We start from the raw sequence: 13,057 nt of genomic DNA, 5'->3' as shown, positions 1-13,057 counted from the left end.
ATCGATATATTGTGGATAGAAACTAATGCAGATCGAAATGAAAAAGAGCAGGAGCTTTCTATCCACCGTTATCATCCTGCTGGCTGCTGCGGTTGCGTTGGCTTTTAGCCGGACACATCAAGACGAAGACCGTTTTCTTAGCTACGAGGTAAACCCCAAAAAACACGAACTGAAACTTTATTGGAAGGACGATAGAAACTCGAATTTCGGCAGTATCCAAAATCTGAAGCTTTGGCTTGATAATAATAAGCGTAAGTTGGTATTTGCTATGAACGCAGGGATGTACAAACCGGATGGATCGCCGCAGGGGCTGTATATCGAAAATAAAAAAACATTATCGCCATTAGATACGTCATCAGGTAATGGTAATTTTTACCTGAAGCCTAATGGAGTTTTCTATCTTACAGCAACCAATACTGCGGTTATTTGCAGCACAGCCTCGTTTAAAGATCATGATGATATCAAATACGCCACCCAATCAGGGCCGATGCTGGTGATAGGCGGGCAAATTCATCCATCATTTAAAGCAGGGTCAACAAACCTGAATGTCAGGAATGGCGTTGGTATTTTACCATCAGGCGAAATTGTTTTTGTAATCTCTAAAGTGGCCGTAAACTTTTATGATTTTGCAGTGTATTTTAAAAACATGGGCTGTAAAAATGCTTTGTACCTGGATGGTTTTGTTTCCCGGGCTTATTTGCCCGAAAAGAATTGGATACAGACAGATGGGAACTTTGGGGTGATGATTGGGATAACCGAACCTAAATAATATTTGAGCAGCGGGTGCCGAAAAGAGGATAGAATGTTATATTGCATGTATGAAAAACCTATTAACCTGCATGCTGCTTTCTTTTTTGATGTCGGGCGTGTTTGCCCAGCAAAAAATAGTCACAAAAGTATTCCTTATTAATAAAACAGAATTTAATAAGCACTTGCCTTTTAATGATCTTGTTATAAAAACGAGGATTGGGTATAAGGCTAAAGGTATAATCAAAATAAAAACAGTCAAAAAAACTATTGTTTTAAAAGATGACGGCGAGATGCGGGAATACCGCTGTGAAGGCGAACTTAAGAGCAGTCAAATGGTTGTAATTCATGAGCTGGAACCCAATACAGAAGAATATTACCTTATAGATAAACAAACCGGTAAAATTGATACACTGCTGGATAAGCCAAATTTCTTTAGCAATAATAAAGATTTCATTTGCCTGGAAGGTGCCGGCACCGATGTAAAGCAAAGGATTCAGATAGGCAGGATTGTAAATGGTAAGCTGGTAAAAAATAAGTTTATCAATTTGCCGGATAATATTATTTCTGGTCGAATTTATTGGTTTGACCAACTCACTTTGATGATTGACGATAATAAAGTAAAATATTATAAAATAAGGCTTTAAAACACGACCTTAATAAGCTATATGAAAACAATAAATTACCTGCTATTTCAAAAGAAACTAAGATCGTGTTTGAATATTGTGCGAAACAAACACGAGCCGTTGGTAGTAGATTGCGGAGCCGACGAAGACATTGTCATTATTTCTAAAGTAAAGTATGACAATATGGAAGATTTTTTTCTTCGGTTTAAAAAATCGGTTGATAAAAACTAAGAAAGTGTTTCCCTCAAAACATCAACAAGTAACTCACATGTTTCAGCGTTTGCCTTAACTTCTCTAAGGCAATATTCACCTGGCGTTCAACCGTTTTGGGCGAAAGGTTGAGCTTGCTGGCAATTTCTTTATACTTCATATCGCTAAAGCGGCTCAATACAAAAATTTCACGGCATTTTTCGGGGAGGGTGTTTATGGCTGCTTTTATCTGGTGGGCCAGTTCTTTTTCTTCGTACCCGTTTTCAACGGCGCTGCGTACTTCATCAAGCAGGTTGTTTTTTTGCAGGTAATTCACGTAAAGGTTTTCTATTTTTTGGTGCTTCAAATAATTGAGGCTCCGGTTTTGCGCCATTTTATACAGGTACGAACTTACCGATGTTGAAAAGGTAACTTCATGGCCTTTCTCCCACAAATCAGTAAATATTTCGGCAACTATCTCCTCGGCCACCGGCAAATCATTCACAAAACGATTGGCGAAAAGCGTAAGGCGGGTATAATGAAGTTTAAATAAAACTTCAAACGCGCCGGCATCACCCTGTGTGAGTTTTGTTATTGATGTGTTGGTTTTTGGGGTAATCATTTATTCATAGGATAGGTAAAAAAGAATTACTTTTTAAAAAACTTTAACAAGTTAACGATTAAATTTTGAAAGCATCAAATTTAATATGGAAATATTAACAAATCCGCTTGCGAATATTTTGCATAGTGGGCATAATTCGCAATTAGCTGGGTGAAATTTTGTCTTTATCCGAATTTAATAAAGAAATATTTTAATCCTGTTTGAGGGTACGGCGTTTTTCAGTTGTCTTGCTAATAAGAACACGAATGGACAACGAGGAAATAAAACTGTTACTGGTAAAATACATAACCCGCGAAGCCGATGAAAAAGAGGTGGAACAAGTGAAAGAATGGGTTAATGCGCACCCCGAGAATGAGCAGTACTTTGCCCAGCTATATGAAACCTGGCAAAACATGCTATACCTGAAGCCCGATGTTATTAATGAGGAGAAAGCATTCGCCAAATTTTCGGCGGCAACTATCCCGCATGTGCCAAAATACAGGGTGCTTGCAGTATGGAGTAAAGTAGCTGCAGCCGTGGCCCTGTTTGGTTTGCTGACAGCTTTGCTTGTAAACCATTATTCAAAAAATGTGCAGAACACAAGGATGGTATCTGTTAATAATGGGGGCATAAAAAAAATAGTTTTAAGCGATGGCACACTTGTTTGGCTAAATGCAGGCAGCAAGCTTAAATACAATACTGATTTTAATAAAACAAACCGGACTGTTTACCTGGAGGGTGAGGCTTTTTTCGACATTGCCCCTGGTAGCAAAACTATCCCGTTTTTGGTTAACACTAAAAACTATACCATAAGGGATATCGGCACAAAATTTAACCTGAAGGCTTACGCCAACGACTCTTTTTTTGAAACTACGGTTGTAAAAGGCGAGGTAGCGGTTGAAGGCAATATAGATAACAACACCCGCGAGATGAACCGCATCTACGTTAAGCCGCACCAGGTGCTCAGGATATATTATCCCGGTGCCGAAAAATACGCTGTAAAGCAGGATGATAAAGAATTGAAAAACCTTAACGAGATACAAGTATCAGAGGTTGATTCGGCAAAAATGGACCGCTACGACGGCTGGAAGGATGATTTACTTGTATTTGATGGTAATACGCTCGACGAGATCTCTAAAGTATTGGAACGCAGGTACAATGTGAAAATTATTATGGACGATGCCGAACTGCAAAACATCCGCTATTCGGGCAGTTTCAAAAGCATATCCAGTATAGATAAGGTTTTGGAACTGATAAAAGGCAATACAGCAATCAACTATTCTATTACAGGCAATACAATAAACATCACAAAAAACAATAAAAACTAATCTGTTAACCCTTTAAAAACAAAATAACTTATGGCGAAAAACTAACGCTCTCTTTATCAAAATAAAAAACCCGGTGTGCGCTAACACTCCGGGCTTCAATAAAATCAATAGCTAATACCCTACGCTTGGGGAAGCATCGTATTAACTGATTAACAAACAAATTTATGATAAATTTTGACAGAAAATCTGTAATGGCTGCGCGCGCGTGGCAAAAAACGATTAAAATTATGAAGCTTGTAACTGTTTTACTCTTAACGGGAATAATGCAAATACACGCAGCTGCTTTTTCGCAAAACGTTTACAACTTTAATGTAAACAATATATCTGTTAAACAGATGTTTAAGCAGATTGAAAAAAACAGTAAGTACTCGGTTTTTTACCGGTTGGATCAGGTTAACGTTGATAAAAAAATCAACGTTGAGCTGCAAAATGCCAGTATTGAAACGGTAATGAAAAATGTGCTTAAAAATCAGCAACTCACCTTCCAGGTGGTTGATAACATCATTATTATTAAACCGGCTGATGGAAAAACCATAGCAACCGTTACTGTAACCGGTACCGTTACAGACGCTGCCGGGCTACCGCTACCCGGTGTAAGCATAAAACTTAAAGGGAGCACATTAGGAACAGTAACCAACATCGACGGAAAATATAGCCTTACATTGCCCGATGGCACAGGCACGCTCCTTTTTAACTTTTTAGGCTTTACACCACAGGAAGTGCCCATTGCCGGCCAAACCGTGGTAAACGTAAAGCTTGTTGAAGAATCAAAAGCCCTGAACGAGGTTGTAGTGGTTGGTTATACCACTCAAAAAAAGAAAGACCTTACCGGTGCCGTAGCCGTAGTTAATGTTAAGGATTTGAATAAACAAGCGTCATCATCGGTAAACAGCCAGTTACAGGGGCAGGCATCGGGCGTTACAGTAACCGGATCGGGCCAGCCGGGGGAAGAGCCCCAGGTACACATCCGGGGTTTTAATACGTTTGGCGATAACACCCCATTATATGTGGTTGATGGTATGGAAACCTATGATGTAAGCACCATCAACCCAAATGACGTTGAATCGTTACAGGTGTTAAAGGATGCAAGCTCCGCGTCAATATATGGCGCCAGGGCTGCAAACGGGGTTATCATCATTACCACCAAAAGGGGCAAGGGCAAAGTGAGCATTCAGTATGATGCTTATTATGGTTCGCAGGTGCCAAAAGGGGGTAATGTTTGGCATACATTAAATCCGCAGCAAGCGGCTAACCTACAGCTCATGGCTGAAAAAAATTCAGGTATTACCGATTTTACAGACCCGTTATATAATCCAACAGGGGCAAACTCCACTTTTACTTTGCCCGATTATATTACACCTGCCGGTGCTAAAGAAGGCGATCCTTCCGTAAATCCCTCAAAATACTATGTTAACCCTAACTATACCTCGCCTGATGATTTTAATAGCTTTTATCGCATAACAAGGGCAAATAAAACAGGTACCGATTGGTATCATGAATTATTCAAATCGGCTCCTATAACCAGCCATAATTTAACCTTAAGTGGCAGCAGCGATCAGGCAAGCTACCTGTTCTCGCTTAATTATTTTAATCAGCAGGGAACATTGATTGATACTTACCTAAAACGGTACACCCTGCGCTCAAATACCACCTTTAATATTACCAAACATATCCGTATAGGCGAAAACCTTGCTTATTCTATCACCAAAACGCCCCAGGTGGCTGCCGCCAACCATGCGCAAATAAGCGCCAACAATCCCGATGGCGTAATAGCTATGGGTTTAAGAGAGCAGACAATTATACCTGTTTATGATATAATGGGTAATTATGCCGGCACTTATGGTACAGGCCTGGGCGATTCTAATAACCCTGTGGCTATACAGCAGCGCACTAAAGTAAATGGCGCTATAGCTTACAGGCTGCTGGGCAACATGTTTGCCGAAGCGGATATTTTTAAGGGCCTTACCCTGCGCACCAGTTTTGGCGGAGACATAATAAACAGTAACGACCACGCGTTTACCTACCCGACATATGAAAACGTAGAAAACTCCCAAACAAACAGCTATAACGAAAATTCGGCAAATAGCTATAGCTACAACTGGACAAATACGCTTACTTATCTGAAAACTTTTGGTAAGCATAATTTGAACGTGGTTATAGGTACCGAAGCTGTTGAAACTTATGATAAAAGCCTGGGTGGTAGTATACAGGGCTTTTATAATTTTGATCCTGATTATGTTAGCCTTTCAACAGGTACAACAAACAAAAACACTTACAGCAGTAAAAGCTCAACGTCGCTGTTATCTGAATTTGCCCGGCTGGATTATGTTTTTGATAATAAGTACCTGTTTAATGCTACAATCCGCCGCGATGGTTCCTCAAAATTCCCGGTAACCCAGCGTTATGGCTATTTCCCGGCTTTTAGCGCCGGCTGGCGCGTATCACAGGAGAGTTTTTTAAAAGAAGTAAAATGGCTTACCGATCTTAAAGTACGCGGCGGTTGGGGTATTATGGGTAACCAGATTAATATGGGGGCAAAAGACGCTTACACTACTTTTGGTACCAATATTGGTCAGTCATATTATCCTTTGGATGGTAATTCCGCGTTGTTGCCTGGCTTTTATCAGGATCAGATAGCTAACCCTAACGCATTGTGGGAAAAAGATATCAACTCCAACTTCGGTTTTGATGCTACCATCCTTAACGGCAAAGTAGCTATAACGGCCGATTATTACCGCAAGGATATAAAGGACCTTTTGTATGCCGCAAGGCAGTTAGGTACCGCCGGTAATGGAAATGTACCTGCGCAAAACGTGGGCAAAATGAAAACGGATGGGCTTGATATATCTGTAACAAGCAATATAACTGTAAATAAAGACCTGAGTTTTAATGCCACAGGAACCTTAACAACCTATAATAACAAAATACTAAAAGTATCTGACGATAGGGACTATTTTGTTGGCGATGCCACAAGCCGTTTTGATAGCCCTATAACCAGGAGTGCTGTTGGTCATTCGCTGGGCGAATTTTATGGTTATCAAATAGCTGGCTTTTGGAACAACCAGGCACAGATTGACGCCGCAGATGCCAGCGCCCAAAAAGTAACCAGCGACCCAAATGCTGTTTATCAATCAGATACCAAAGTGGGGCGTTTCAGGTATAAAGATGTAAACGGAGATGGTGTAATAACTGATGCCGATCGTACTTTTATCGGTAACCCTAATCCGAAATTTACTACCGGATTAAACCTGGCTGTAAACTATAAAAACTTTGATGCCAGTGTGTTCTTTTACGGCTCATTTGGCAACAAACTATGGAACAGCGTTAAGTACTGGAGAGATTTTTACGCTTCATTCGGTACTGCCAAAAGTAATACTGCACTTAATGATTCCTGGACACCAACCCATCAAAATGCAAAAGCCCCTATCCAGGAGTTGGATGCATCTACCAGCAGCGGCGCAACACCCAACTCATACTTTGTTGAAAACGGAACATATGTACGTATGCGTAACGCTCAAATTGGCTACACCTTTAAAGTCGCCGGTTTAAAAAAGGCAGGGATTCAGAAATTGCGGGTATATGTATCGGCAACTAACCTGTTCACATTAACCGGTTATAGTGGTGTCGATCCGGAATTGAGTGGTAACACCAAAGATTTTGGCATTGACGAAGGTAGTTATGCCAGCCCGCGCACATTCTTATTCGGAGTTAATTTTTCATTATAACAACAGCATTAAAAGTATTACAATGAAAGCAAAAAAATATTTCAGTATTATGTTGCTAAGCGTTTTTGCGCTTGGTGCATGTAAAAAAACGTTTCTTGATAAATCAATCAATGGCGCGCTGGAGCCTAAGTTTTTACAAACCGAAGCAGGCGCAAACGAACTGCTTGTGGGCGCTTATGCAGCGTTAGACGGCCAGCAGGGCGGAGACGCCGCTTTTGGTGGTGGCAGTTCATGGGAGGCATCGCCCGATAACTGGATTTATGGCGGTGTTGCCGGTGGTGATGCTTCAAAAGGAAGTATAGCCGGCGATCAGCAACCCATCGAGCCAATCATGAAGTATAACCCCGACGCCAGCAATGGCTTTTTTGATAGCAAATGGCGGGCCGACTATGAAGGCGTTTCGCGCACGAATAATACCATTATAATTACAAATAAGGTGCCCGGTATTACAACTGCTGCCAAAACCAACATCATAGCACAGGCCCGGTTTTTACGCGCTCATTATTACTTCGACCTGAAAAAAATGTTCAATAATGTGCCTTACATTGATGAAACTACAACCGATATCAATCAGCCAAATACAACGGATATATGGCCCAAAATTGAAGCAGACTTTTTGTATGCCTATAATAACCTGCCCAATACCCAGGCAAATGTGGGCAGGGCCAACAAGTGGGCTGCTGGCGCATACTTAGCAAAAACATATTTGTATGAGCATAAGTACACTGAGGCAAAAACGGTTTTCGATGCTGTTATTGCGCAAGGGGTAACAGCATTGGGGCTGAAATATGAGTTGAATGAAAAATTCAATGATAATTTCAGGACAGCTACCAACAACAGCGCCGAATCAGTATTCGCCGTGCAGGCAGCCGCCAATACCGATCCCAACGGCCCGTCAAACGCCAACGATGGCGATATGCTGAACTTTCCGTACGGTAACAGCAGCCCATTTAGTTGTTGTGGTTTTTATCAGCCATCAATAGAGTTAGCCAATCATTACCGTACCAACCCGGCTACCGGCCTGCCCTATTTGGATGATTATAACAGCCACGCTTTAAAAACAGATATGGGGGTAGCGGCAGGGGCTAATTTTACACCCGATGCCGGAACCATCGATCCGCGGCTGGATTGGACAGTTGGCCGCCGCGGCATACCATATCTTGATTGGGGCTTGCACCCTGGCGTCGATTGGATCCGCGATCAGCAATACGGAGGCCCGTACTCGCCAATTAAAAATGTATATGGCCAGGCCGAGCAAAGCACCAATGGCGATAATACTTCCTGGGCGCCGGGATCGGGTATCAACGTTAACCTCATCCGTTATGCCGATGTGTTGTTGATGGCAGCCGAAGCCGAAGCACAACTGGGTAATTTTGATAAAGCCGAAAGTTATGTGAATATGGTGCGTAGCCGGGCAGCCAATACATCGGGCTGGGTTCATAAGTATAAAAATGAGGATAATCCTACTGCCGGTTTTACTAATACACCTGCTGCCAACTATAAAGTTAGCGCTTACCCTGCAGGGGCCTTCGCCAGCAAAGATTTTGCACTTAAAGCCATTTATTTTGAACGCAAAATAGAATTGGCTATGGAAGGCCATCGCTTTTTTGACCTGGTAAGGTGGGGCATTGCCGATACCGAGCTTAATGCTTATGTAGCTTACCAAAGCGCATTTACCAATGATGTTAAAGGAGGCAAGTTTTTAAAGAGTAAAAACGAATATTATCCTATTCCACTTACTGAAATTGATTTGAGTGCGAAAGGCGGTACCCCTGTGCTCAAACAAAATCCGGGCTATCATTAATAAATTATATTTATCTCTGCCGGGGTTTTCATATCCCGGCAGATTTTCTCAAATTGCCGCTAATTACCTCCTGCTGTAAACCGGCCAACAATTATAAACCAAGATATGAACACATCATCGACACGATTTTTATCGCTGGATGTATTTAGAGGGATGACATTATGTTTTATGATCATCGTGAATACACCCGGGAGCGGAGCGGATGCATTTTCGCCTCTCCAACATGCGGCCTGGCATGGCTTTACCCCAACCGACCTGGTATTTCCATCGTTTTTATTTGCGGTGGGCAACGCCATGAGTTTTTCGATGAAGCGCTATATCGAGATGGGCAATGCTGCCGTACTTGCCAAGATATTTAAACGCACGCTACTGATATTTTTAATAGGATACCTGATGTATTGGTTCCCTTTCTTCAATTTTGATAGTGGGCATTTTGCCTGGTCGCCGATAAGCCATACCCGTATTTTTGGAGTTTTGCAGCGTATCGCGTTGTGTTACTGTTTTGCGTCGCTCATGATCCATTTTTTATCAAAGAGATCGGTTATTATTTTATCCATCCTGTTCCTGGTAGGTTATTGGATTATCCTGCTTGTTTTTGGCGATCCGCTAAACCCGTTAAGTATGACCGGAAACGCGGGCTATTATCTGGATAAGTTTGTACTTGGTGCCGATCATATGTACCACGGCGAAGGGAAAGCCTTTGAACCTGAAGGTATGCTGAGCACCTTACCGGCTATTGTAAACGTGGTTGTGGGCTACTACGCCGGTAAATTCATCCAGCAAAAAGGTAAGGGTTACGATGTGATATCAAAAATGCTGCTCATGGGCTGTCTGTTCATTTTTATCGCCCTGTGCTGGAACATGGTGTTCCCCATCAACAAAAAGCTGTGGAGTAGTCCGTTTGTGCTGATAACTACGGGGCTCGATCTGGTGATCCTGTCGTTCCTGGTGTATACCCTGGAGATTAACGATTGGAACAAAGGCAACTGGACAAGGTTTTTTACCATCTTGGGCAAAAATCCACTTCCACTTTATGTATTGTCGGAAACTTTGGTGATTTTCTTTTACATGTTTACCGTAAAGGGTAACAGTTTATACAATTGGATAAATACCAATGTCTACCAGGCTATAATACCCGGTGCAATTGGCTCATTGCTGTTTGCCATCAGCTATATGCTGGTTTGCTGGTTTGTAGGTTACCTGCTGGATAAAAAGAAGATTTATATCCGCGTGTAAGCGTTAAACCTATAAATAAACCGAAAAGCGCTGTCATGAGAATGGCCGCGCCTTTCAGTTTTGAAAGAACTACAGATTAAAAAAGTTATACTCCAGTCTAACCAGGTACATGTTTTTGGAGTTACGCTCCATGGCATTGTACAGTGGTGTGCGGTACGAAAAATCCAGCCGGCACAAACTGTTAAAAATAAACTGCACAGCTGGTGCAACATCCAGGTAGCTTTGCGCATGCCCCGGATTGGTTTTGCCTAACAGTTCTACGTACAGGTTCATGTTTGTCTGGCTATAGTCGCGGTAGTGCCGGGGTAATAGCAGGTAACCGGCCGATAGCGTATAGGCTGCGGCATTTCTGGCCTGCAATGCTGGTAGCGTATGTCCACCGGCATTATCAAACGCCCTGATATAGCTTGCCGAGCCCGCTATAGCCAGTTTATGTAGCAGTTGCGTAAATACAACGCCGCTTTGCAGGCCGCTGTTATCGCCCTCTAAAGTTATTTCCTGATTAGGCGCAGGGTTATTGATGCTGGCCAGTTTAACAAAAGCGGCGCCCCTAAAATGCTGCTGAACGGTGTCAATCGAAAGGAATCGATATTTGGCGTATAAGCTGCCCCCATCAAAATGTTGATTGTTGCTGTAATAATCAGACATGTAAACAGAGCCATGTACCATCAGATGGCGGCTTACGCCATACATAGCCTCAATAGTGCTGCGGTTTTTGTAGGTAGGGCTAAAAAAGCCCTGATTTTCTACCCGGATACCTAATGAATTGGTGGCCATGTTACTGGCTGGCTCGGTATTTACATACAACTCCTGCGAAAAAACAGGGCATGCCATAGCCGTTAGGCAAATAGCCAGAATTAAGTTTCTCATAAAAAATGATTAAATGAAAAACTATATAGCTAAATGATAAACACGGCCCGATGCAGGTGCTGCATCTGTTACCTGGCCCAGGTATTTTTTTGATACCGACTTTGGCGCAAATCCCTGGTCAACAACGGTAACATTAACTGTGCCGCTGGTTGGTTTATTGGCAGGATTAAGCAGCTTGTAGGTGTCGCCTCCGTAGCTGAAATTGTTATCAGCTACTTTGGTGTTATCAAAGTTGTAAGTGGCTTTCAAGCTGTTTACCGAAAATCCCGAGCCTTGTACTTTTTTGCTCATTAACTCAAAATTTACAGGCACATCGTTTTTAAAAGTGATGAGGTAAGTATTACGAATCAGGTCGGTTTTAATGTCGCCTATAAAAGGCAGGGTGCGGAGTGCTTTTTCTGTTGATTTTGCGCAAAGGGCGCAGGTAAGTCCGCTAACCTGTAATTCAGCTTTAGTAAATTGAGCTCTTGCGGCAGTAGCAGAAAGAGAAAATATAATGATGAATATTTTAAGCGTTTTCATTTGAATCTTTTTTAAATTAATATTGAATTAAACTATGGTAAAATACCGGGTTGTTAAGCGTTCAATTAATTTATCAGATCCGGAAAATACAATTTTTGATAAACATTGCTATACTTTGTACCGGCTCATCGGGAGGTGCACGGTCAAAATATTTTTCAAGCGATGGCTCCTGTGAAAAAAAAGAAGAGTTGCCAAATGTAAGGTGAGGTAATTCAAAACCAAATATTTGGCTTAAAAAGGATGTTTCTTCGGCCTGGTGTACATCTTTAACCTTTACCTGCAAATGGCTGTTTTTACAGCATTTTATTTTGCCCGTAACCTTATCCATGCCGCAGTCAACAGCAGGGGCGTTTAATTTAACAGATGAGATGTAGCTGCCGCAATAATGCAGGTTAAGCGCAAAGCCTAATACTGTAACAACGTACAGCATAGTCAACAATACCGCTCCTGATTTTTTTAGCATATAACAAAAGTAGTTGTTTAACTTGTTGATTACAAATTGTTTTTGGAGAGAGAAGGTTGATATAATGATTATTGCTATACTTAATGGTAACGTTATAGTTGGAATGGGGTTCCGTGCATGGCCAAATAAGCCATTTGTAACAACCGGGAAAAGAGTTTCCGGGGCTAAAACAAGAAAACCCGACCCTCGCGGCCAGGTTTTTCTGATTAACTTGATCTTAAAAAACTATTAAATTATATTTTATTGAGCCGACTGTTTGGCCTGGTTTTTCATGGTTGAATTGGCAACAATTACAATTTCTACCCGGCGGTTTTTTGAACGGCCATCTACTGTTGTATTGTCGGCAATTGGTTCGGTTTCGCCCTTGCCCGAAGTTTGTAGACGTGAGGCAGGGACATTTTGAGCCGCGATGTACGATTTTACAGATTGTGCCCTTTGTATTGATAAATCCATATTGTGTGCGTCACTTCCTGTATTATCAGTATGGCCAACAATTAAAATATTGGTTTCGGGGTTGTTTTGAAGCGATACTGCCAGTTTTTGCAAATTGCTTTGTGCTTCTGCTTTTAAGGCGGATTTGTCGGTATCAAACAAAATGCCCGAGTCGAATTTCACCAGGATACCTTCGCCCTCGCGGGTTACAGTAGCGCCGGGTACGGTTTGCTTAATTTCGGCAGCTTGCCTATCCATATTCCGGCCAATAAATGCACCTGCTGTACCACCTACAGCACCACCAATAATGGCACCTAAAGCAGTGTTGCCTGCCGCTTTGCCAATAAATGCGCCTACAGTACCACCGGCACCCGCGCCAATTGCAGCCCCTTTTTGTGTTTTGGTTAATGAATTACAGCCCGAGCCTAATATTCCAACCGTAGCTAATGCTAAACTTAAAGTTGCTACCTTGATTTTTAAAGATTTCATAATAGTATAATAGTATATATAGATT

General features: G+C 41.9%; 12 protein-coding genes. 7 read left to right on the top strand and 5 right to left on the bottom strand.

Annotated elements, in window-relative coordinates:
• Positions 1-37 precede the first annotated feature (37 nt).
• Genes AC1RM2_RS14005 through AC1RM2_RS13995 form a run of 3 tightly spaced genes read left to right on the top strand, consistent with a single transcriptional unit; the run spans position 38 to position 1,604 of the window.
• The gene (locus AC1RM2_RS14005; protein ID WP_492985702.1) at positions 38-769 is read left to right on the top strand and encodes a phosphodiester glycosidase family protein; all 732 of its coding nucleotides are present in this window, start codon (positions 38-40) and stop codon (positions 767-769) included.
• A 49-nt stretch (positions 770-818) separates the two neighbouring features.
• Entirely contained in the window at positions 819-1,394 is a 576-nt protein-coding gene (locus AC1RM2_RS14000; protein WP_492985701.1) for a hypothetical protein, read from the top strand.
• Positions 1,395-1,415: 21 nt separating this feature from the next.
• The gene (locus AC1RM2_RS13995) at positions 1,416-1,604 is read left to right on the top strand and encodes a hypothetical protein (protein WP_492985700.1); all 189 of its coding nucleotides are present in this window, start codon (positions 1,416-1,418) and stop codon (positions 1,602-1,604) included.
• A gap of 13 nt (positions 1,605-1,617) precedes the next feature.
• Here AC1RM2_RS13995 and AC1RM2_RS13990 read toward each other — a convergent pair whose 3' ends face one another.
• Positions 1,618-2,184 (bottom strand): RNA polymerase sigma-70 factor, encoded by a 567-nt coding sequence (locus AC1RM2_RS13990; protein ID WP_492985698.1) that lies wholly within the window; start codon positions 2,182-2,184, stop codon positions 1,618-1,620.
• Between the two features lie 245 nt (positions 2,185-2,429).
• Here AC1RM2_RS13990 and AC1RM2_RS13985 point away from each other — a divergent pair, with 245 nt between their 5' ends.
• The 4 genes from AC1RM2_RS13985 (at position 2,430) to AC1RM2_RS13970 (ending at position 10,256) form a co-directional block, all read left to right on the top strand.
• Complete coding sequence (locus tag AC1RM2_RS13985; protein WP_492985697.1) at positions 2,430-3,491, top strand: FecR family protein; 1,062 nt, start codon at positions 2,430-2,432, stop codon at positions 3,489-3,491.
• Between the two features lie 227 nt (positions 3,492-3,718).
• A complete protein-coding gene (locus tag AC1RM2_RS13980) occupies positions 3,719-7,216 on the top strand; it encodes a TonB-dependent receptor (RefSeq protein WP_492985696.1) in 3,498 nt (1,165 codons plus the stop codon).
• A gap of 22 nt (positions 7,217-7,238) precedes the next feature.
• Positions 7,239-9,020 carry a RagB/SusD family nutrient uptake outer membrane protein gene (locus tag AC1RM2_RS13975; RefSeq protein ID WP_492985695.1) on the top strand — a complete coding sequence of 594 codons (1,782 nt, stop codon included), beginning with the start codon at positions 7,239-7,241 and terminating at the stop codon, positions 9,018-9,020.
• A 105-nt stretch (positions 9,021-9,125) separates the two neighbouring features.
• Positions 9,126-10,256: an acyltransferase family protein gene (locus AC1RM2_RS13970; RefSeq protein ID WP_492985694.1), complete on the top strand. Its 1,131-nt coding sequence runs from the start codon at positions 9,126-9,128 to the stop codon at positions 10,254-10,256.
• Between the two features lie 69 nt (positions 10,257-10,325).
• Here AC1RM2_RS13970 and AC1RM2_RS13965 read toward each other — a convergent pair whose 3' ends face one another.
• The 4 genes from AC1RM2_RS13965 to AC1RM2_RS13950 form a co-directional block, all read right to left on the bottom strand.
• Positions 10,326-11,126 (bottom strand): hypothetical protein, encoded by an 801-nt coding sequence (locus AC1RM2_RS13965; protein WP_492985693.1) that lies wholly within the window; start codon positions 11,124-11,126, stop codon positions 10,326-10,328.
• Positions 11,127-11,147: 21 nt separating this feature from the next.
• Positions 11,148-11,648, bottom strand: a complete 501-nt coding sequence (locus AC1RM2_RS13960) for a heavy-metal-associated domain-containing protein (protein WP_492985692.1) — start codon at positions 11,646-11,648, stop codon at positions 11,148-11,150.
• A gap of 73 nt (positions 11,649-11,721) precedes the next feature.
• A complete protein-coding gene (locus AC1RM2_RS13955) occupies positions 11,722-12,111 on the bottom strand; it encodes an HYC_CC_PP family protein (RefSeq protein WP_492985690.1) in 390 nt (129 codons plus the stop codon).
• Between the two features lie 240 nt (positions 12,112-12,351).
• Positions 12,352-13,032, bottom strand: a complete 681-nt coding sequence (locus AC1RM2_RS13950) for a YiaD family glycine zipper/OmpA-like lipoprotein (protein WP_492985689.1) — start codon at positions 13,030-13,032, stop codon at positions 12,352-12,354.
• Positions 13,033-13,057: the final 25 nt, after the last annotated feature.

This window comes from Mucilaginibacter sp. GW822-FHT03E02 (assembly GCF_058801545.1).
This window is presented reverse-complemented; position numbering and strand designations above follow the sequence as displayed.

Coding starts and splice junctions, on each gene's coding strand:
- AC1RM2_RS13965 (WP_492985693.1), bottom strand. CDS start 11,126: ATGAGAAACTTAATTCTGGCTATTTGCCTAACGGCTATGGCATGCCCT.
- AC1RM2_RS13990 (WP_492985698.1), bottom strand. CDS start 2,184: ATGATTACCCCAAAAACCAACACATCAATAACAAAACTCACACAGGGT.
- AC1RM2_RS13975 (WP_492985695.1), top strand. CDS start 7,239: ATGAAAGCAAAAAAATATTTCAGTATTATGTTGCTAAGCGTTTTTGCG.
- AC1RM2_RS13955 (WP_492985690.1), bottom strand. CDS start 12,111: ATGCTAAAAAAATCAGGAGCGGTATTGTTGACTATGCTGTACGTTGTT.
- AC1RM2_RS13980 (WP_492985696.1), top strand. CDS start 3,719: ATGAAGCTTGTAACTGTTTTACTCTTAACGGGAATAATGCAAATACAC.
- AC1RM2_RS13950 (WP_492985689.1), bottom strand. CDS start 13,032: ATGAAATCTTTAAAAATCAAGGTAGCAACTTTAAGTTTAGCATTAGCT.
- AC1RM2_RS13985 (WP_492985697.1), top strand. CDS start 2,430: ATGGACAACGAGGAAATAAAACTGTTACTGGTAAAATACATAACCCGC.
- AC1RM2_RS14000 (WP_492985701.1), top strand. CDS start 819: ATGAAAAACCTATTAACCTGCATGCTGCTTTCTTTTTTGATGTCGGGC.
- AC1RM2_RS14005 (WP_492985702.1), top strand. CDS start 38: ATGAAAAAGAGCAGGAGCTTTCTATCCACCGTTATCATCCTGCTGGCT.
- AC1RM2_RS13995 (WP_492985700.1), top strand. CDS start 1,416: ATGAAAACAATAAATTACCTGCTATTTCAAAAGAAACTAAGATCGTGT.
- AC1RM2_RS13960 (WP_492985692.1), bottom strand. CDS start 11,648: ATGAAAACGCTTAAAATATTCATCATTATATTTTCTCTTTCTGCTACT.
- AC1RM2_RS13970 (WP_492985694.1), top strand. CDS start 9,126: ATGAACACATCATCGACACGATTTTTATCGCTGGATGTATTTAGAGGG.